At 65.5% G+C, this 20219-nt stretch carries 18 protein-coding genes; 12 read left to right on the forward strand and 6 right to left on the reverse strand.

Annotated features, from left to right (window positions below):
* Positions 1 to 33 precede the first annotated feature (33 nt).
* The 6 genes from ACM9HJ_RS13300 to ACM9HJ_RS13325 all read left to right on the forward strand — a co-directional run bounded on the left by ACM9HJ_RS13300 (position 34) and on the right by ACM9HJ_RS13325 (position 5111).
* Positions 34 to 1218 (forward strand): ABC transporter ATP-binding protein, encoded by a 1185-nt coding sequence (locus ACM9HJ_RS13300; protein WP_416572216.1) that lies wholly within the window; start codon positions 34 to 36, stop codon positions 1216 to 1218.
* A gap of 100 nt (positions 1219 to 1318) precedes the next feature.
* Complete coding sequence (locus tag ACM9HJ_RS13305) at positions 1319 to 1513, forward strand: twin-arginine translocase TatA/TatE family subunit (protein ID WP_416572217.1); 195 nt, start codon at positions 1319 to 1321, stop codon at positions 1511 to 1513.
* Between the two features lie 6 nt (positions 1514 to 1519).
* Entirely contained in the window at positions 1520 to 1999 is a 480-nt protein-coding gene (gene tatB / locus ACM9HJ_RS13310) for a Sec-independent protein translocase protein TatB (protein ID WP_416572218.1), read from the forward strand.
* Complete coding sequence (gene tatC, locus ACM9HJ_RS13315; protein ID WP_416572219.1) at positions 1996 to 2796, forward strand: twin-arginine translocase subunit TatC; 801 nt, start codon at positions 1996 to 1998, stop codon at positions 2794 to 2796. Before tatB ends, tatC begins: the two co-directional genes overlap by 4 nt.
* 66 nt (positions 2797 to 2862) lie before the next feature.
* Positions 2863 to 3933 (forward strand): energy transducer TonB, encoded by a 1071-nt coding sequence (locus ACM9HJ_RS13320; protein WP_416572220.1) that lies wholly within the window; start codon positions 2863 to 2865, stop codon positions 3931 to 3933.
* Positions 3934 to 4046: 113 nt separating this feature from the next.
* Complete coding sequence (locus ACM9HJ_RS13325; protein WP_416572221.1) at positions 4047 to 5111, forward strand: energy transducer TonB; 1065 nt, start codon at positions 4047 to 4049, stop codon at positions 5109 to 5111.
* 18 nt (positions 5112 to 5129) lie between these two features.
* Here the strand turns inward: ACM9HJ_RS13325 and ACM9HJ_RS13330 are convergent, their stop codons facing one another.
* Both ACM9HJ_RS13330 and ACM9HJ_RS13335 read right to left on the reverse strand, forming a co-directional pair.
* Entirely contained in the window at positions 5130 to 5639 is a 510-nt protein-coding gene (locus ACM9HJ_RS13330; protein ID WP_416572222.1) for a hypothetical protein, read from the reverse strand.
* A gap of 215 nt (positions 5640 to 5854) precedes the next feature.
* The gene (locus ACM9HJ_RS13335) at positions 5855 to 7348 is read right to left on the reverse strand and encodes a leucyl aminopeptidase (RefSeq protein WP_416572223.1); all 1494 of its coding nucleotides are present in this window, start codon (positions 7346 to 7348) and stop codon (positions 5855 to 5857) included.
* Between the two features lie 205 nt (positions 7349 to 7553).
* Between ACM9HJ_RS13335 and lptF the strand changes: the two genes are divergently transcribed.
* Genes lptF through rsmA form a run of 5 tightly spaced genes read left to right on the forward strand, consistent with a single transcriptional unit; the run spans position 7554 to position 12990 of the window.
* Entirely contained in the window at positions 7554 to 8663 is a 1110-nt protein-coding gene (gene lptF / locus ACM9HJ_RS13340; protein ID WP_416572224.1) for an LPS export ABC transporter permease LptF, read from the forward strand.
* 4 nt (positions 8664 to 8667) lie between these two features.
* Complete coding sequence (gene lptG, locus ACM9HJ_RS13345; RefSeq protein ID WP_416572225.1) at positions 8668 to 9762, forward strand: LPS export ABC transporter permease LptG; 1095 nt, start codon at positions 8668 to 8670, stop codon at positions 9760 to 9762.
* 50 nt (positions 9763 to 9812) lie between these two features.
* Complete coding sequence (locus tag ACM9HJ_RS13350) at positions 9813 to 11123, forward strand: peptidylprolyl isomerase (RefSeq protein ID WP_416572226.1); 1311 nt, start codon at positions 9813 to 9815, stop codon at positions 11121 to 11123.
* A gap of 3 nt (positions 11124 to 11126) precedes the next feature.
* Positions 11127 to 12149, forward strand: a complete 1023-nt coding sequence (gene pdxA, locus ACM9HJ_RS13355) for a 4-hydroxythreonine-4-phosphate dehydrogenase PdxA (protein ID WP_416572227.1) — start codon at positions 11127 to 11129, stop codon at positions 12147 to 12149.
* On the forward strand, positions 12142 to 12990 hold the full coding sequence (gene rsmA, locus ACM9HJ_RS13360) for a 16S rRNA (adenine(1518)-N(6)/adenine(1519)-N(6))-dimethyltransferase RsmA (protein WP_416572228.1): 849 nt from the start codon (positions 12142 to 12144) through the stop codon (positions 12988 to 12990). Before pdxA ends, rsmA begins: the two co-directional genes overlap by 8 nt.
* Before the next feature lie 169 nt (positions 12991 to 13159).
* Here the strand turns inward: rsmA and ACM9HJ_RS13365 are convergent, their stop codons facing one another.
* From ACM9HJ_RS13365 to ACM9HJ_RS13380, 4 genes are all read right to left on the reverse strand, one after another.
* A complete protein-coding gene (locus ACM9HJ_RS13365; protein ID WP_416572229.1) occupies positions 13160 to 14536 on the reverse strand; it encodes a serine hydrolase domain-containing protein in 1377 nt (458 codons plus the stop codon).
* Positions 14533 to 15018, reverse strand: coding sequence for a MarR family winged helix-turn-helix transcriptional regulator (locus tag ACM9HJ_RS13370; protein WP_416572230.1), 486 nt, complete (start codon positions 15016 to 15018; stop codon positions 14533 to 14535). The genes ACM9HJ_RS13365 and ACM9HJ_RS13370 overlap by 4 nt, the downstream gene beginning before the upstream one ends.
* 92 nt (positions 15019 to 15110) lie before the next feature.
* Entirely contained in the window at positions 15111 to 16727 is a 1617-nt protein-coding gene (locus ACM9HJ_RS13375) for a peptide chain release factor 3 (protein ID WP_416572231.1), read from the reverse strand.
* A 119-nt stretch (positions 16728 to 16846) separates the two neighbouring features.
* Positions 16847 to 18613, reverse strand: coding sequence for a DEAD/DEAH box helicase (locus ACM9HJ_RS13380; RefSeq protein ID WP_416572232.1), 1767 nt, complete (start codon positions 18611 to 18613; stop codon positions 16847 to 16849).
* A 562-nt stretch (positions 18614 to 19175) separates the two neighbouring features.
* Here ACM9HJ_RS13380 and ACM9HJ_RS13385 point away from each other — a divergent pair.
* Positions 19176 to 20129 carry a hypothetical protein gene (locus tag ACM9HJ_RS13385; RefSeq protein WP_416572233.1) on the forward strand — a complete coding sequence of 318 codons (954 nt, stop codon included), beginning with the start codon at positions 19176 to 19178 and terminating at the stop codon, positions 20127 to 20129.
* Positions 20130 to 20219 lie beyond the last annotated feature (90 nt).

The raw sequence follows: 20219 nt of genomic DNA on the forward strand, positions 1-20219 counted from the left end.
TATTGACCCTGTTGAGGGTTCCCGGACCCCGGAATGAAGTGGAAGGCGTCGGCCGCGATGGATACGACGATCGCTGAGAATTTGCGGACCGATCTGGACTGCACCCAGGTACAGCCGCTGGACGCGGCGGCCCCAAGGCACGCCCCCCTGCCCCTGCCATCCCTGTCGCTGGACAGGGTCAGCCATCATTATGGCCCTAAGCGCGCCCTGAGCGATGTGTCGTTGTCCATCGCGCCGGGAGAGATCGTCTGTCTGGTGGGCCCCTCGGGCTGCGGCAAATCCACCCTGCTGCGCCTGGCCGCCGGGCTGGAGATCATCCAGGATGGCACCGTCTCCATCGCCGGTCAGACCATCGCCCGGCCCGGCAATTCCTTGGCCCCGGAAAAGCGCGGCATCGGGCTGGTGTTCCAGGATTACGCCCTGTTCCCGCATCTGAACGTGCTGGACAATGTGCGCTTCGGCCTGAACCGCCTGCCCGCCGCCGAACGCGATGCCCGTGCCATGGCCGCGCTGGAACAGGTGGGCATGGAAGGTTTCACCCGGTCCTTCCCCCATGCCCTGTCGGGTGGACAGCAGCAGCGTGTGGCCCTGGCCCGCGCCATGGCGCCGCGGCCGTCGGTGCTGCTGCTGGATGAACCCTTCTCCGGCCTGGATACCCGCCTGCGCGAAACGGTGCGCGACGAGACCCTGCATGTGCTGAAGCGCAGCGGGGCCGCCACCATGATCGTCACCCATGACCCGGAAGAGGCCATGTTCCTGGCCGACCGCATCGCCCTGCTGCGCGACGGGCATCTGGTGCAGCTTGGATCGCCCACGGCCCTTTACACCAAGCCCGTGGATGCGTTCGCCGCCAGCTTCTTCGGCGAGGTGAACAGCCTGACCGGTGTGGTGCACAACGGCCGGGTGGACACGCCCGTCGGCTGCCTGGCCGTCACGCATCTGGCGGAGGGGACTGCGGTTGATGTCCTGATCCGGCCGGAGGCGCTGCGCCTGACCATGGCCGCCGATGGTGACGTCACCGGCGTGCCCAATCTGGCACGGGTGGAGGCATCGCGCCTGCTGGGCCGCACCAGCCTGGTGCATCTGCGGGTCACCGACCGCGACGGGGTGCCGCACCACCTGCATGCCCGCGCGCCGGGCCATTTCCTGCCCGAAGATGGCAGCCATGTCAGCGTTATGCTGGAACCGCGCCAGGCTTTCGTCTTTGAAAAACGGTAACACCCGGCCGCATTGCGGCCACGGGGCCTTTCTGCCATGATCCCGCGCCTTTCCGGCGGTACGGGGCATTGGCGTCCCTTTTTCACGCGGAGTAATCGCAATGGGTGGTTTGGGGTGGATGGAGATCCTGGTGATCCTGGTGATCGTCATGGTCATTTTCGGCGCTGGCAAGCTGCCGAAGGTGATGGGCGACCTGGGCGCCGGCATCCGCAATTTCAAATCCAACCTGTCCGACGGGGCAAAGGCGGACACGGACAGCACCCCCGCCAAGACCGACGACGCGCCCAAGGCTTGAGGCACCATGTTTGATATCGGCTGGTCCGAACTGCTTGTGATCGGGGTGGTGGCGTTGATCGTCATCGGCCCCAAGGATCTGCCCAAAGCGCTCAGCACCATGGGTAAATGGGTGGCGCGCGCCCGCGGCATGGCGCGGGAATTCCAGAACAGCGTCGACGACATGGTGCGTCAGGCCGAACTGGACGAACTGCGCGAGCAGGTGCAGAAGGCCCGCAACTTCAACCTTCAGGACGAGCTGGAAAAGAGCATCGATCCCGATGGCGAGGTGCGCAAGACCCTGGTGGTGGAGGATTTCACCACGCCGGCCACCGGCACGCAGGCCAAGCCGGAAGACAAGCCGGCCAGCCCCGCCGCCGATGTCAGCGGGGAAGAGGTCGCCGATCTGGCCAGTGCCGCAACGCCCCTGCCCGCCCCGCCGGCCGCCGAGCCCGTTGCCGAGACCGTCGCCGCCCCCACGGAACCCACCAAGGATAAGACGCCTTGAGCGAACCGACCCAACAGGATGAGCTGGATTCGGGCAAGATGCCGCTGCTCGAACATCTGATCGAGCTGCGCAATCGCCTGATGTGGAGCGGCGGGGCCCTGATTATCGCCTTCCTGGCCTGCTTCGCGGTGGCCGACCATATCTATCAGTTCCTGATGCATCCGCTGGTGGAGGCGCTGGGCGTGAAGGCGGCCGAGCGCCGCATGATCTTCACCGCCCCGCAGGAATTCTTCCTGACCCAGGTGAAGGTGGCCTTCTGGGCCGGGGCCATGTTGGCCTTCCCCATCATCGCCACCCAGATTTGGAAATTCGTGGCGCCGGGTCTTTACAAGCATGAGCGCAAGGCCTTCCTGCCCTTCCTGGTGGCCACGCCGGTGCTGTTCGCTCTGGGCGCGTCGCTGGTCTATTTCTTCATCATGCCCATGGCCCTGAAGTTTTTCTTAGGGTTTGAGGTGGAAGCGACGGCCACGACGCTGGCCGTGCAGGCGGAAACCCGCGTGGCGGATTATCTGTCGCTGATCATGGCGATGATCTTCGCCTTCGGCCTGGCGTTCCAGCTGCCGGTGCTGCTGACCCTGCTGGTCCGCGCCGGGCTGGTGTCGGCCGACGGGCTGGCGTCCAAGCGCCGCTATGCCATCGTCATCATCTTCGTGGCCGCCGCCATCCTGACCCCGCCCGACGTGATCAGCCAGATTGGTTTGGCCATCCCGCTGCTGCTGCTTTACGAGGTGTCGGTGTTCATGGCCCGGCGCATCGAGAAGAAGCGCGCGGCACGTGAGGCGGCACTGGAGAGCTGATCCCATTCGCTTGCATTCGTTACGCAAGCCACTACCATCACCTGCATCATCAGGGATGGGGCTGACATGTCGCGTGCATATGGTGGGACGGTGCTGGCGTGTTGCCTGGGCCTTTTGATCGGTGCCGCCGCACCAGCCGCCGCCCAGCTTCCCGTGCAGCAAGGCATCTATGTCAGGGCGAAACTCGCAGAGTGTGCCCGTAACCTCTCCTACCCGATGGCGGAGCAGGTTTCCGGGACTGAGGGCTGGATCGACCTGCGCTTCACCGTGACAGCGGATGGCAAGGTGCAGGACTTGGTCATCAACAACCAGATGGGTCGGGGTGATTTCGGTAAACATACCGTAGAATGGATGTCCAAATGTGAATTCACGCCTGCCCGGCGCGACGGCAAGCCTGTGGAGGCCCGCAATGTCTTCCACCGCGTCTTCTTCTACTTGGAGAAACGCAACAAGGGCGCCAGCCTTGAGCTGGTACGCCGCCTGCGCGCTGTCGATGACCTGCTGGAACAGGGCCAGCCCGAGCAGGCCATGAGCGATCTCAGCGAGATCAGCGATGACAGCAAGTATCTATACGAGATGGTGCATGTGATGGCCCGGCGGGCCCAGGCCATGGCGGTGATGAACAAGCCAGATATCGCCCTGCTCTATCTCCGGCAATTGCACAACAGCGAAAGCCACCAGCCGCCCCGCGAGCAGGCCTGGGTAAGGCGCCTGGCGCTGCGGCTGGCTTTGGTGCAGGGATTCTATCTTGAGGCCAAGGGCATCGCTGAACAGATCAAGGATCTGGGGGAAAAGGATGGCGATGACCGGTTGATCAAGGAACTGGATTCGCTCAGTGCACTGGCGGCGTCAAAGGTCGCCATCGCCGTGTCGGGTCGCGTGCCGGCCGAATGCCAACCGGAAATCTGCTCCCCGGAACGGCCCGTCTGGCGTTATCGCCCCATCCGCCGCACCATCTCGCTGGCCAATGTGCAGGGCGAGTTGGACAGCGTGGAGGCGCAGTGCGATGCCCGCACCTTCCGCGCCAAGGCCGATGGCGGTGTCACCTGGACCATTCCCGCCAGTTGGGGCGAATGCACCATCGAGGTATCCGGAAAGCCCGGCAGCACCTTTAGCCTGGTTGACGAGGATATTTGAGGGAGCATCGACCGCGTGGCGCGCGAAGTCACGGCCCGAACCTGATCGGCTTGCTTGTAACCAAGACGGAAACAGGTACCCTTGTGCGGTGCAGCACCGTGCGGGGACCATCCATGCGCATCAACCCAGCTACTCTCGGGCCACTGCTGGCGGCAGCCTTCATGGCATGCACCCCCGCAAAGGCCGATCCGCAAAGTCTGATCCAGGGCAATTATGAGCTGCCGGAACCGGACAGCTGCGCCGTTCCCAACAATTACCCGACGACCGAATACAACAAATCCCGAGAGGGCTGGGTCGATCTACGCTTCACGGTGAAGGCCGATGGCAGCGTCACCGATATCGAAACGGCGGCAATCATGGGCCGGGATGCTTTCGCCGAACAGGCCACCCGCTGGCTGCGGAACTGCCGGTTCAAGCCGGCGCTGGAGAATGGCAAGCCCGTCGATGCGCAGAACATCGTGCGGCGCTTTCATTATCGGATGGACATGTCCGCGGGCGCCGACAGGGGCATCCGCACCCGCCTGCTGGAGGTGAACGGCATGATCCAGCAGGGCAAGCTGGACGAGGCGGAGGCGGCGTTGGACGCCATCGAGCCGGATGCCCGCTATATCTATGAATTCGTGCATATCCTGCTGCGTCGGGCCTCCATCATGGCGCTGCGCGACAGGACCGATATCGCCCTGCTCTATCTGTGGCAACTGAGCAGCAGCAACGAATTCCTCGAACCGGAGGAATATGGCCGGTATCTGCGCATGCAGCTGCAACTGGAGCTGAAGCACGGGCTGCTGAACAGCGCCCTGTGGACCTTGCCCCATTTCAAGGATCTGGGTAAGCGTCCGGGTGACGACAAGCTGGTCACCGCACTGGAAAAGCTGAAGACCATTGCCGCGTCCGACCAGCCGATGTTGATCGTCGGGCGGATTCCCTCTGAATGCCGCGGCATCATCTGCCCGACATCAACACCGTCCTGGGACTATTTCCCCGTCCGGCGGACACTGTCCCTGACGGCGATCGAGGGCAACCTTGATCAGGTGGAGGGTCGCTGCGCCCACAAGACCTTCAAGATGAAGGCTGAGGCGGGCGTCACCTGGACCATCCCGGCCAGCTGGGGCCAATGCGCCATCAGAATCACGGGCGCGCCGGGAAGCAGCTTCAAGCTGATCGATGAAAACGTCTGACCGGCCAGCGTCCGTGTATCACCGGATAGGGAAAGGATCGAAATCCACTTCCATGGCCATGGCGCGCAGATCGTCCAGCGTGCCGGTGCGGGTGGTCAGCATGACGATACCGTCGACACCGACGGGAATCTGGATCTGGTACAGGGGCACCTTGGCTTCCGGCCAGGCGGTGACGATGGCCTTCTTGCCGTTCACCGTCTCCACCTTGCCGTTGGGCGGCAAGGTGCTGGTCACCTTGATGGAACCCATCACCGACTTGAACAGGGTCGGGCTGCGCGCGGCACCCACCACAACCTCAACCTTGCCCTTGCGATAGCTGGCTTCGGCCGTGGCCACCGAATACATGGGCAGGGCACCCCCGGCGACGCGGATATCGCTCATGTCCCAGCCATCGGGATCGTCGGGCAGCACACCCTTCATCTGCTTGTTGGGCTCCAGCCCCAGTTGCGCCAGCGCCGGCAGGGCGGGCGCCAGGGACAAGGGAGCCGCCAGTAGGGCGAGGGTAAGGGCGAGAGCCGAACGACGCATGGAACCGATCTCCAACAGGAAGCACATCATATGGCAAGGGGCCGGCGATGATGCCAGCCCCTGCCTTTATCCAAAGTTCCCGATGATCGTAACCGATCATCGGGCCTCAGGCGCCGGCGCCCACATCCGTGGGCTTGGCTTACGCGGCACGTGCCGCGCGGCGGCAGTCGCCGCCGTACCACCGGTCGAATATTTGACCGGTGGTATTGCTCACCTCAGCCTTCGTAATGCGTGGCGACCAGCTTATCCAGCAGGCGCACGCCGAACGCCGAGGCGCCCTTGGGCACGATGCCCTTGTCGGCTTTGGCCCAGGCGGTGCCGGCGATGTCCAGATGGGCCCACGGCACCTTGTTCACGAAGCGCTGCAGGAACTGCGCCCCGATGATGGAACCGGCATTCATCGGGCGGCCGATATTCTTCATGTCGGCCACGTCGCTGTCGATGTCGCGGTCATAGGCCGGGGCCAGCGGCAGGCGCCACAGCTTCTCACCGGTCTTCAGGCCGGCATCGGTCAGCTTGGCCGCCAGATCGTCATCGTTGGAGAACAGGCCGGCATGCTCGTTACCCAAGCTGACGATCACGGCACCGGTCAGCGTGGCCAGATCGACCATGAATTTCGGCTTGAACTGGTCCTGAGTGTACCAGAGCGCGTCGGCCAGGACCAGACGGCCCTCGGCGTCGGTGTTCAGCACCTCGATCGTCTGGCCGGACATGGTGGAGACCACGTCGCCCGGACGCTGGGCATTGCCGTCGGGCATGTTCTCGGCCAGCGCCACGACGCCGACGGCGTTGACCTTGGCCTTGCGGCCGGCCAGCACGGCCATCAGGCCGATGACGGTGCCGGAACCGCCCATGTCCCACTTCATCTCGTCCATGTTGGCGGCCGGCTTGATGGAGATGCCGCCGGTGTCGAAGGTGATGCCCTTGCCGACGAAGGCCACCGGCGCCTCGCCCTTCTCACCGCCGTTCCAGGTCATGACCACCAGACGCGGCGGCTTGACCGAGCCCTGGCCGACGCCCAGCAGCGCACCCATGCCCAGCTTCTTCATCTTCTTCTCGTCCAGCACCTCGACCTCGAGGCCCAGCTTGGACAATTCGACGCAGCGGTCGGCCAGCGTCTCCGGATAGATGATGTTCGGCGGCTCGGACACGACATCGCGGGTGACGAAGATGCCGTCGGCGACCTTCTCCAGCTTCTCCCAAACCTTCTTGGCGGCCTTGGCGCTTTCCGTCTGCACGGTGACCTTCTTCACCGACGGCTTCTTGTCGTCGGTCAGCGTGGTCCGGTACTTGTCGAAACGGTAGGAGCGCAGCAGGGCGCCGAAGGCGGCTTCGGCCGCCAGTTCACCCGCCTCGCCCACGATGCCGTCATGGGCATCCACGGCCACGGCCAGATCGGCCTCGCCGCTGTTCTGGGCGGCGGCATAGGCGGCGGCACCGGCATTGGCCGCACCATTGGCGTCGAAATCACCCGGCGCACCGATGCCGACCAGAATCAGGCGGGCGACGTCCAGGCCCGACGGGGCGACGAGGTTCAGCACCTCTTCCGCCTTGCCTTTGAAACGGCCCTGCTCCATGGCGCGGGTCAGCTGTCCGCCGGTCTTCTGGTCCAGCTCACGGCCAAGCGCGCCCAGCGTGCGGTCGGCGGCGACGGTGACGGCCAGGATGCCGGATTTCGGCGTACCGGGCGAAGCAAAGGCGATTTTCATTCCGGGGCTCTCTTGTCGTTGAACCGGCGTCCCTATGGCGCCGGCGGTTGTGTGCATGGCAAGGAGTCGATAAAGAACAGCCACGTACCCATGTCAAGGTCACCCTGGGCCAAAATCTGTCGGTCCGCCACGAACAGGACGCAATCACGCGATACGTGCTTGGGTGCGATACTGGTCGGCGATGGGCCGACCGCTTCGGGAAATGATGTCTCAGATCAACCGCTACCTTCTGCGCAATCTTGTCCTGGCCACGTTCGTGGTGACGGGTGCGCTGTCGGCCGCCATCTGGCTGACCCAGTCGCTGCGGCTGGTGGAACTGGTGGTGGAGGGCGGGGCCGGGCTGGGCGCCTTCGCGCAGCTGGCCATCCTGTCCTTCCCCACCTTCCTGCCCATCGTGCTGCCCTTCGGCGTGCTGACTTCCGTGCTGTTCACCTATAACCGCCTGACCCAGGACAGCGAACTGGTGGTGATGCGCGCCGCCGGCCTGGGCCCCATGGCGCTGGCGCGGCCGGTGCTGATCCTGGCGGGTGTGGCCACGCTGTTCAGCTTCCTCCTGTCGGTCTATCTGGGCCCGGCCGCACAGCGCAGCCTGGTCGCCATGCGCCAATCGGTGCGCAGCGACATGTCGGCGGCCCTGCTGCGCGAGGGGACGTTCAACGAACTGTCGGACAAGCTGACCCTCTATATCCGCGACCGGCTGCCTGACGGCACCTTGCTGGACATCCTGATCCATGATGCGCGCACCGAAGGCGTGACCACCACCATCGCCGCCACCAGCGGCACCCTGACCGATGCCGACGGCGTGCCGCGCGTCCTCGTCCATGATGGCACGCAGAGCAAGTTCACCCAGGCCACGGGCCGCACCGAATGGCTGGAATTCGAACGTTATGCCGTCGACCTGCAGTCGCTGCGCCGCGAACTGCCCGCCCGCTGGGTGGAGCCGCGCGAACGGTCGCTGGCGCAGCTCTGGACGCCCAATGCCGACGATCCCACCGACAAGCGCTTCGCCGGCCGTTTGCGGGCTGAGCTGCATAACCGGCTGGCCTCACCCTTCCTGGTCCTGTCCTTTGCCATCATCGCGCTGGCGGCCCTGTTGCCGGGTGAATTCTCCCGCCGTGGTCATGGCAAGCGCATCACCATCGCCACCATCGGCGCCCTGGTGATGCAAAGCGCCTTCCTGGGCATCGTCAGCCTGATCGGCAAGGTGCCGGTGCTGGCCGGCCTGCTGTACATCTTCGTGCTGGCGCCCGTGCCGCTGGGTCTCTGGTATCTGCGGCGCGAGGGCATGCGGCGGCCTGTGATGGGAGGGGTTTGACGCCATGCGCCTGTCTTCCACCCTCGCGCTTTATATCGGCCGGCAGTTCCTGCTGTGGTTCGCGGCCGGCCTGTCGTCGCTGCTGGCCCTGGTCTATCTGCTGGATACGGTCGAACTGCTGCGCCGATCGGCCAACCGGCCGGAGGCGACATTCGATATCGTCGTCACCATGGGCCTGCTGAAACTGCCGGAAATCGGGCAGGAAGTGTTCCCGTTCGTCGTGCTGTTCGCCGCCATGTACACGTTCTGGCGCCTGACCCGCACGCATGAGCTGGTGGTGGCGCGCGCCAGCGGCATCAGCGTCTGGCAGTTCACCGGCCCCGTCCTGGCCTGGGCCGCGATCATCGGCGTCGTGCTGGTCACCGTGCTGAACCCGATCTTCGCCGCCATGCTGACCCGGTATGAGCGGCTGGAGAACCGGTATCTGCGCGGCCAGACATCGTCCCTGGATGTCGGAAGGTCCGGCATCTGGCTGACCCAGCTGACGCCGGAGGGGGCCTATCGCATCCATGCGGAGTCGGTGGTGCCCGGCACGCTGGAGATGCGCCGCGTCATGGTGCTGCTGTCCACGCCGCAGCAGCGCCTGTCGGCGCGCCTGGACGCGACATCGGCCGAATTGGTGCCAGGCTTCTGGAACCTGTCGGAGGTCTGGTACAACAAGCCGGGCGAGCCAGCGCAATTCCTGGCCCGCTACCAGCTGCCCACCGACCTGACCGAACAGCGCATCCAGGACAGTTTCGCCAGCCCGGACACGCTGTCCTTCTGGGAACTGCCCAATTTCATCCGCACCCTGGAACTGACCGGCCTGTCGCCGGTGCGGCACAAGCTGCACTGGCACACGCTGCTGGCCCAGCCCTTCCTTTATGCCGCCATGGTGCTGCTGGCCGCCGCCTTCTCGCTGCGCCAGATGCGCGGTGGCGGCACGCTGGCTCTGGTGGGGGCGGGCATTGTCACGGCGCTGCTGCTGTTCATCGTCAAGGACGTGATCATGGCGCTGGGCATGTCCGGTTCCGTACCCATCCTGCTGGCCGCCTGGGCGCCGGCGGGGGTGACGGTGATGCTGTCCGTGGCCGCCTTGTTGCACACCGAGGACGGATGAGCAGCGGTACGCTTTGCGTTTAATCACCTTAGTCTCTATAAGAACCCCCCATGACGCAGACTGTGACCCGACCGACCATGAAAAGCCTCGTGCGCAATGCCCTGCTGGGGGCGACCGCCCTGTCCATCGCCCTGACCTCCGGCACTGCCTTCGCGCAGATTTCCGGCGGCGCCCAGGGCCAACTGGGCCGTATCGCCGCCATCGTGAACGAGGAACCGATCACGGTTGCCGACGTGGAAGGCCGCATGCAACTGGCCATCGTCTCCTCCGGTCTGCCGGACAATGCGGAAACCCGCCAGCGCATGCTGCCGCAGGTCATCCGCCTGCTGACCGACGAGTCCCTGCAGATCCAGGAGGCGCGGGAGCGCAACCTGACCGTCACCGAGGATGAGCTGACGGAAGACCTGGAAGCCGCGGCACAGCGCAACCGCATGGATATCGACCAGTTGAAGGCGGCACTGGCCCAGGCCGGCGTGCCCTGGACCACGATGCGCCAGCAGATGCTGGCCCAGATCGCCTGGAGCAAGGTTGTGCAGCGCGTCGTGCGCCAGCAGGTAACCGTGCCCGACAGCGAGGTCACCGCCTATATCGAGCGTATTCGCGCCAATGCCGGTAAGCCGGAATACCAGGTCGCGGAGATTTTCCTGGCGGTCGACAACACCACCAATGAGGCCGAGGTGCAGAACCTGGGTGAGCGTCTGGTGGAACAGATCGGCCGGGGGGCGAATTTCAGCGCCGTGGCGCGCCAGTTCTCGCAATCCGCCGGTGCCGCCAATGGCGGCGACCTGGGCTGGATCCAGCAGGGCCAGCTGGAAGACAATCTGGACCGTTCGTTGCAGCAGATGCAGAAGGGCCAGTTCTCCCGCCCTATCCGTGGTGCCGCCGGCTATCATATCCTGTGGCTGCGCGATCAGCGCATCGTGGCCGCCGGCGATCCCAAGAATATCCAGATCTCCATCCGCCAGTTCGTGGTGCCGTTCGCCAGCACCGAACAGGTCGATCCCGCCTTCGCCGCCGCCAAGCAGGTGAGCGAGCAGGCAAGGGGCTGCGAGGCGCTGGAACAGGCCACGCAGGCCGTGCCCAATTCCCAGGTCTTCACCCAGCCCATGACCCGCATGGGCGACGTGCCGCAGCAGATCGCCGATCTGGTCAGCACGCTGGGCGTCGGGCAGGCCACGGCCCCGATGATGACCGACCGCGGCGCCATGCTGCTGATGGTCTGCGACCGTATCGTGCCGGAAGGCAGCCTGCCGCCGCCCGACCAGGTGCGCAACGCCCTGTTCCAGGAACGCATGGATTTGCAGCAGCGCCGCTATCTGCGTGACCTGCGCCGCAACGCCACCATCGAAACCAGGATGTAATCCATGGCCGCGCCACTGGGCCTGACCATGGGGGAACCGGCAGGCATCGGCGGCGACATCGCCCTGAAGGCCTGGATGGAACGCGGGGCGGCAGATTTGCCGCCCTTCGTCTTGCTGGACGATCCCGACCGTATCCGGGTGCTGGCCACCCGCCTGGGCCTGGATGTGCCGCTGGCGGTGATCGGCGAGGATGGGTTGGACCGCGTCGCCGACTTGTTCGCCGATGCCCTGCCCATCCTGCCCGTCGCCCTGCCCGCCCCTGTCAGCTATGGAAAGCCGGACCCGGCCAACGGATCGGCGGTGATCGCGGCCATCGACCGGGCCGTGGCTTTGTCGAACGAAGGCAAGCTGTCGGGTGTGGTCACCAATCCCATCCAGAAAAGTGCCTTGTATGCCTGCGGCTTCCGCTGGCCGGGCCATACGGAGTATCTGGCGCATCTGGCGGGCCTGCCCGATGATGGCACGGTGATGCTGCTGGAAGGTGGGGGCTTGCGCGTCGTGCTGGCCACCATCCATGTGGCGGTGAAGGATGTGGCCGAATATCTGACGTCGGATGCCATCCTGCATGTGGCCCGCGTCACCAATGAAGCCCTGAAGCGCGACTTCGGTATCGCGTCCCCCCGTCTGGCCGTGGCCGCACTGAACCCGCATGCCGGCGAAAACGGGGCCATGGGGCGGGAGGAGATCGAGATCATCGCCCCCGCCGTGGCGGTGCTGAAGAGGGACGGTATCGATGCCACCGGCCCCTTCCCCGCCGACACCCTGTTCCATGCCGGTGCGCGGGCGCGTTACGACGCCGTGGTCTGCATGTATCACGACCAGGGCCTGATCCCGCTGAAGACCCTGGATTTCGATACGGGCGTCAATATCACCCTGGGCCTGCCGTTTGTCCGCACCTCGCCCGACCATGGCACGGCTCTGTCGCTGGCCGGCACGGGCACAGCCAACGCCTCCAGCCTGATCGCGGCCTTGCACGCCGCCGCCCGCATCGCCGCCCGCCGGCAGAAGAGTGTTTGCCATGAGTGACGGCCGCGACCTTTCCCATCTGCCGCCGCTGCGCGACGTCATCGCCACCCATGAACTGGCCGCCAAGAAGGCGTTCGGGCAGCATTTCCTGCTGGACCTGAACGTCACCCGCCGCATCGTGCGCGAGGCGGGCGATTTCACCGGCGTGAATATCGTGGAGGTCGGGCCCGGTCCCGGTGGCCTGACCCGCGCCCTGGTGGAAAGTCCGGCCGCCAGCATCACCGCAGTGGAACGCGACCCGCGCTTTGCCGCAGCCCTGGCCGATGTGGTGGAAGCATCGGCGGGGCGGATGAAGTTGGTGCAGGCCGACGCCCTGACCGTCGATCCGGTCGACATGGTCCCGGCCCCGCGCGCCGTGGTTTCCAACCTGCCCTACAATGTCGGCACGCCCTTGCTGATCGGCTGGCTGAAGCGGATGGGCGAGTACCGGTCGCTGACCTTGATGTTCCAGAAGGAAGTGGCCGACCGCATCGTGGCCGGTACCCGCACCGACGCCTATGGCCGCCTGTCAGTGATGGCGCAGTGGGTGGCCAATTGCCGGAACCTCTACGATTTGCCGGCCCGCGCCTTCACCCCGCCGCCCAAGGTGGATAGCGCCGTCGTCCACCTGACCCCGCGCGAACGTCCGGCCGACGACCCGGATTTCGCCACCATGGAGGCACTGGTGGGTGCGGCCTTCGGCCAGCGGCGCAAGATGCTGCGCGCCAGCCTGAAATCGGTGATGAAGGAACCGGAGCCCCTGCTGCTCTCCGTCGGCATCGCGCCCACCGCGCGGGCGGAGGAGATCGACGTGGCCGGATTCGTGGCGCTGGCCAAGGCGTGGAAGGCCAACCGCGACTGACCGTATGGAACTTCGGATGCCTGACGCTGTTCCTTCCATAGTGCAAGCAACCATGGAAGGAAGAATAAAATGCGCGGCATCCTGCTTTGGGCTGTGGGGATTCCCATCCCCATCATCATCATCCTGTATCTGCTGGGCGTGATCTGAACCCGGCGCCTGCCGTCCCCCATCAGGCGGACGGCAGGCGGGAACCGATGAAGTCGGCGACATTCGCGGCGTGCGGGTGGCCACGATTGGCCAATACCGTCACTTGGTATCCCGACGCCGGATAGCAGGCGAATTCGCCGTTCACCCCCGGCGCACTGCCGCCATGGCCATACCAGGATGCGCCGTTGCGCCGGGCAACCCGCAGCCCCAGCGACCATTGCGCGCTGCCGGCCGGTACCACGCCCCGGGTTGCCAAATTCAGATGCGCCTTATCCAGCAGCACGCCCCCGGTCAGCGCCTTACCGAACCGGTGCAGATCGTCCAGGGTTGAATAACCACCGCCGGCCGGCAGGCCCGTATAGAAGGGCAGCGGCTTCAGCCCCGTTTGGCTGGCACCCGTCAGCGGCACGGCCGTGTCGCCCTCGCCGGCATGGGGAGAGGATGCGACCATCCCAGCCGCCTGGAAGATATGGCGCTGCTGATAGCTGGCCCAGTCCATCCCCGACACCTGCTCGATGATGGCACCCAGCAGGATGAAGCCGAAATTGCTGTAGCCCCAGCGCGATCCCGGCGGGAACGCCGCGTCGCGCGTACCGAACAGCCGGATGAAATCCGCCGGAATCCGCATCTCGTCGGCATGTGCCTCATAATCCGGACCAAAGAAATCCCCGGTGCCGCCCGTATGGGTCAGCAGGTGGCGTACCGTCACCTGTCGTGCCAGCGCGGTATCCGGATAGTCGGGCAGCAGCGCCTCCACCGTATCGGTCAGGCGCAAACGCCCCTGCTGCGCCAGTTGCAGCACCGCGACGGCTGTGAACATCTTGCCCATGGACCCGATGCAGAAGCGGGTTTCCGGCTTCACCCGTGCCATTCCCGCATCGACGGCGCCATAGGCCTCCCGGAACAGCACGTTGAGCCCCTTGGCCACCATGACGGCACCGGAGAAACGGCCCGCCGCCGCTTCCTCGCGCAGCTTGGCCCGCAGCAGGGCCAGGGCCGCCCCCTCCTCCAGACGCTCGATCTTGAAATCATCCGGTGGTGGCGCCCCCAGGAACGACAGATCCTCGATCCGCTGATCCGAAACGCTCAGCACCGCCTTGGAGAACCGGTCCCAGTTGCGATCCCGCAGCCAGGCCGTGATCTCGCCCGGCCCCGTCTCCTCCCGACGCAACAGGGTGAAACCACCCGTCGCCTCGCGCAGCGCCAGATCATCATCCAGATAGGGCACCAGGGTCGGAATGTGGGTCCGCACGAAATCCGGATAGGCCGAGGCTTCGGTTGCATTGAACGCGTCAAGCCATCGCGTCAGCCAATCCGATGATGCCGCGTGGCCAATGTGCGGAATGCCGGCAAGCAGCAGTGGGGTGGCGGCCAGCAGTGAACGTCTGGACAGGGTCATGACCGTTCCTCCCCACACAAATCCGTCACCCGGTCGAACAGCGATTGCCGGTCCAGCGCCGTTTCCAGCCGGTCCAACGCCGCCACCAGCCCGCCGGCCTCTCGGTCCAGTTCCATCGATGCCCGCTCGAACGCCGTCCAGAGGGGGGCCAGCCGGGCGACAAGGTCAGTGCCCGTGGCACTCAGCGACAGCAGACGCCGGCGCGCGTCGGTGGTGTCCGGTTCCTGCCGGATCAGCCCGGCCTTCTCCAGCGACTGACGCGCCTGACTGACGGAGACATGGGTGATGCCCAACGCCTGGGCCAGATCACCCACGCTCATCGCGCCATTCAGTGCCAATTGGTTCAGCAGGCCGAACCAGCGCTGTTCAAAAGCCACGCCCTGCGCCGCATAGGCCCGCGTCGCATCCCCGTCGATCCGTTCCGACAGCCGGCGCAGCCGCGCCCCGATAGCGGCCCCGGCCTTCCCCCTCACATAGTCCATGACCCCTCGGCTCAAATATGTAGGTACCTACATATTTGAGCCGACAAAACCCGTCAACCGGTTTCCCGATTGACGGGTTCAGCAACTGCCGCTCAGGCCGCCGCCGTCGTCACGCTCTTGTTCTGCTCGCGGGTCTTCAGGAACCGCAGGGCCGGGAAATCCTCCTGCGCGCGGTTCAGCTGCCAGCCATTGCGGGCCAGATAGACCAGGGCACCGTCATGATCCTCGGCAATGTCGGCGCGGCGGCTGTCGATGAAGTTCTTCAGCGCCACCGCATCGTCGCTTTCCACCCAGCGGGCGGCGTCATAACCGGCCGTCTCGAACCGCGCCTTCATGCCGTATTCGGCCTCAATGCGGGCGGCCAGCACTTCGAACTGCAGCTGTCCGACGACGCCGACCACCCAGTCGGCACCGACCACCGGCTTGAACACCTGGGACGCGCCCTCCTCGGCGAAATGCTCCAGCGCCTTGCGCAGGTGCTTCACCTTCATCGGGTCATCCAGGCGCACGCGCTGCAGCAGTTCCGGCGCGAAGCTGGGCACGCCGGTGTAACGCAGTTCCTCCCCCTCGGTCAGCGTGTCGCCGATGCGCAGCGTGCCGTGGTTGGGAATGCCGATGATGTCGCCGGGGAACGCATCCTCCGCCAGCTCACGGTCGCGCGCCAGGAACAGCACGGCATTGTTCACGGCCAGGATCTTGCCGGAACGCATATGCTTCAGCTTGGTGCCGCGCTTGAAATGGCCGGAACACAGACGGAAGAAGGCGATGCGGTCGCGGTGGTTGGGGTCCATGTTGGCCTGGACCTTGAACACGAAGCCGGTGACCTTGCCCTCGTCGGGTTCCACCGCACGGCTGTCGGCCTTCTGCGGGCGCGGCGGCGGCGCATATTCGGCCAGACCCAGCAGCAGCTCGCGCACGCCGAAATTATTGATGGCGGAACCGAAGAACACCGGCGTCTGGTGGCCTTCGCGATAGGTCTCCAGGCTGAAGGGCGGGCACAGTTCCCGCACCATGGCCACATCCTCGCGCAGCTTGGCGGCCTGATCGGCGGGGATCAGCTTGTCGATCTGCGGATCGTCGACGCCATGGCATTCGATGCCCTCCGTCGCCACGTCGCCCGACTTGCGATCCATCAGGATCAGCCGGTCGCGGATCAGATCGTAACAGCCGCGGAAATCCGAACCCGACCCGATGGGCCAGGAGGCGGGCGTCACCTCCAGCTGCAGGTCGCGCTCCACCTCGTCCATCAGTTCGAACGGATCGCGGGCCTCGCGGTCCATCTTGTTGATGAAGGTGATGATCGGCACGTCGCGCATGCGGCACACCTCGAACAGCTTGCGCGTCTGCGCCTCGATGCCTTTGGCGGCGTCGATGACCATGACGGCGCTGTCCACGGCGGTCAGCGTGCGATAGGTGTCTTCGGAAAAGTCTTCGTGGCCCGGCGTATCCACCAGGTTGAAGGTGCGGTCGGCATAATCGAAATTCATCACCGATGCGGTGACGGAAATGCCGCGCTCCCGCTCCACCTTCATCCAGTCCGACCGCGCACGCCGCTGCTCGCCCCGCGCCTTCACGGCACCCGCCATCTGGATGGCGCCGCCGAACAGCAGCAGCTTCTCCGTCAGCGTCGTCTTACCCGCGTCGGGATGGGCGATGATGGCGAAGGTGCGGCGCTTGGAGACTTCCGTCTCAAGGATATTGTCGGGCATGGACGCTACTCTCAGACGGAACGGCTTTGCGTTGGTGGATTAGCGGAAGCCGGTTGAAACTTGAAATGAAAAAGCCCCTCCCCCGCCCAGCGGCGGGAGAGGGGCTTGTCTTTCAGCGATCAACCCTGGCGGAACGGACGGCGCGTCGGGGCGGCGTTGCCACCCTCGGCCCGGCCTTCGCTGCGACGCTCGCCACGGAACTCGCGGCGGCCTTCGCCGCCCTGGTTGCCGGCATCACCGCGGAAGTCGGCGCGGCCTTCACCGCCATGGCCGTGCGGACGACCCTTGCCGGCATGCGGCTTGTACGGGTTGGCCTTGTGCGGGTGCGGACCACGGCCCTCGCCACCCATGGAGCCGGCATCCGGGGCCCAGGCGCGCTGCGGACGATCGCCGCCCTGGTTGCCACCCTGGTTGTGGTTCTGGCCCTCGCCCTGGAAGTCGCGGCGCTCCTGGCGCTCGCCGCCCTGCCAGCCGCCCAGGCGCTCGCTCTGGGAGCGTTCGCCCTGATAGCCGCCGCCGTCACGACGCTCACCCTGGTAACCGCCTTCGCGGCGGTCGGCCTGGAAGCCGCCCTCGCGACGCTCGCCACCACCCTGATAGCCGCCGCCCTGATAACCACCACCGTCACGGCGCTGGCCACCATAACCGCCCTTGTTGTTGCCATAGGGCTTGCCGGCATAGTTGCTGCGCGCACCGTACGGCTTGCCGCCGGCCGGACGGAACTTGCTGCGCTCCTGCTCCGGCATCGGCTCCAGACCCGGAAGGGTCGTCTGGACATGCGGCTGGCCCGTATACTGCTCGATCGCGCGGACCAGATTGCGGTCCTGGCGGGTGAACAGGCTGTAGGACACGCCGGTGGCACCGGCGCGGCCGGTACGGCCGATGCGGTGCACATAATCCTCGGCCACGCGCGGCAGGTCGAAATTGATCACGTGCGACAGGTCGGAAATATCGATGCCGCGGGCGGCGACGTCGGTGGCGACCAGCACATTGATGCGGCCGTCGCGCAGCCACTGCACCACGCGGTTACGCTCGCGCTGCTGCATGTCGCCATGCAGCGGCATGGCGCGCTGGCCCTGCTCGGACAGCTGATCGGCCATCCGGTCGCAATCGGCCTTGGTCGCCATGAAGACGATGCCCTTGCCGAAATTCTCATCTTCCAGCAGGCGCATCAGCAGCTTGTGCTTGTGATCCAGCCCGTCGGCGCGCAGCCAGTTCTGCTCGATCGAGGTATTGGTCACGGCCTTGCCGGCCACGTCGACGCGGACGGGGTTCTTGGTCAGGCTGGCGGCCAGCTTTTCCGCCGTGCGGTCCAGCGTGGCGGTGAACAGCAGCGTCTGGCGGTCGGGCGGGCAGGCGCCGGAAATCTGTTCCACTGCGTCGCGGAAGCCCATGTCCAGCATGCGGTCGGCTTCGTCCAGCACCAGCATCTCGACACAGGAGAGATCGACCTTGCCGTTCTCCAGATGGTCGATCAGGCGGCCCGGCGTGGCGACGATCAGGTCGGCGCGGCGGCGCAGCATCTCGATCTGGGCGCGGTAGGGCATGCCGCCCAGCACCGAACCGGTCTGGATACGGCCGAACTTGGACAGCAGGCGCACCTGGTCCAGGACCTGGGCTGCCAGTTCACGCGTCGGCGTCAGCACTAGGACGCGCGGACCCCAGGAGCCGGCCTGACGCTCGGACGCGCCGATGCGGGCCAGGGCCGGCAGCACGAAGGCCGCGGTCTTGCCGGTGCCGGTATTGGCCGAGGCCACGACATCCTGACCGGCCAATGCCGCCGGAATGGCCTGGGCCTGGATGGGGGTGGGATTGACATAGCCCAGCTCGGCAACGGCCTGCATCAGCGGAGCGGGAAGGGCGAGATCGGAAAAGGTGATCGTCAAGGAACGTGCTTTCTTGGAACAAACCAAACGCTCCGCCAACGCCGGCCTTATAAAGGTCCGGACGCGAAAGAGCGCAAAGGGTGACGGACAGCGGGATCGTCCCGACGCCGACGGTTGCGCTGGAGCGGCTCGATTTGTTCGGAAAGCGAAGGGCGGCACCATCAAGGAGTGATGGGCAGCGACACGACCCGACTTTCATCATTCGGGGCGTATCTTGATGGCGGCATGGATAACCGCCGGGGGCCCCACAGCCACTCGGTACGGGCCGGAATATGCCGCCCCCCTGCCCTTCGCACCAGCGAAATCGCTCCCGCCCCGCCACAGGGCTGGGCAGCGCCGGGCGCAGGTCGGGCCACCTTGCAACATTTCACTGGGGCCACTTTAGCGGCTTGAGCCAATCGGAGAAGCAGCGTAAGTTACATTCAGGTTTTACTTGACATTCGTCGGAGGTTGCATGTTTGCAACGAAATTGATCCCCGTCGCAGCTTGCGCACTATTGCTGGCGAGCCCAGTACAGGCGGCAAGCACTTGGCAGGAAGCCAACAAGGCTTCTGTGGCCTTGATGGTGGAAGGCAAGCTGCAACAGGCCTTCGACTTGGCCTGGCAGGCGGCGGAACTGTATGAGAAGGCGCCCAATTACAAGGCCGGCAATCACGAACGCCTGCTGCTGAACGCGGCCGACATCTTCCTGCAGACCCAGAACCCGGCCAAGACGCCGGATATCATGCAGAAGGCGCTGACCGCCATCAGCCGGCATGTGCCCGCCGGCGCGCCGGAAACCATCGCGCTGAACGAACAGCTGGCCAAGGCCTATCTGGTCAATGGCGATGCGGGCAAGGCCAAGATCGTCTATGAACGGGTGGCCAGCCTGTATGAGAAGAATTTCGGTGCCGACAGTGTGGGCAGCGTCAATGCGCAGCTGGAACTGGTGCGCACCGCCAAGGCCGCCCGTGATCCGGCCACGGCCCAGCGTTACCTAGACCGTATCGATGGCCTGACCAAGGGCCTGGCCGCCGACCACCCGATCCGCCTGCAGGTGGAATTCGAACAGGCGATGGCCGCCATCGATGCCGGCCGCGACAGCGCCGCCGCGGCACAGTTCCGATCCATCGTGAAACAAGCCAAGCCATCGGAGAATGTCGCCGTGCGCAGCTTGGCACGCGACAGTTTCGGCATGCTGGCCTTCATCGCGCAGCGCCAGGGCGACCCGCAGACCGAGGACCGGATGGTGGAGGCCACACGCGGCCTGCCCCAGCATGTCGGCGGGCCGCAGCCGCTGTTCCGGTCGGTGCCGGAAGTGGGTGACAGCTTCGGTTCCGCCACAATGGAACTGCGCGTCTCCACAGCCGACGGCAAGGTGAAGGAAGTGCGGGTCGTGGAAAGCTCAGGCGACCCGCGATATATCGCGATCATGAGCAAGTCCGTCCTGAACTGGCGGTTTCAGCCGACGGCCGGTGAAGGGGCTTCTGGCGCATTGGTCACCGTGCGCCAGAGCGTCAACAACGCCGCCAGCTAAGGCGAACCAATGACGTGAAAAACCACCTTGTGGTGGTGATGTGATTGCACATGCACCCCCTGAGCGATATCCTGAAAAGCGGGGTATCGC

Source organism: Niveispirillum sp. KHB5.9 (assembly GCF_048066115.1).
GTDB lineage: Bacteria > Pseudomonadota > Alphaproteobacteria > Azospirillales > Azospirillaceae > Niveispirillum.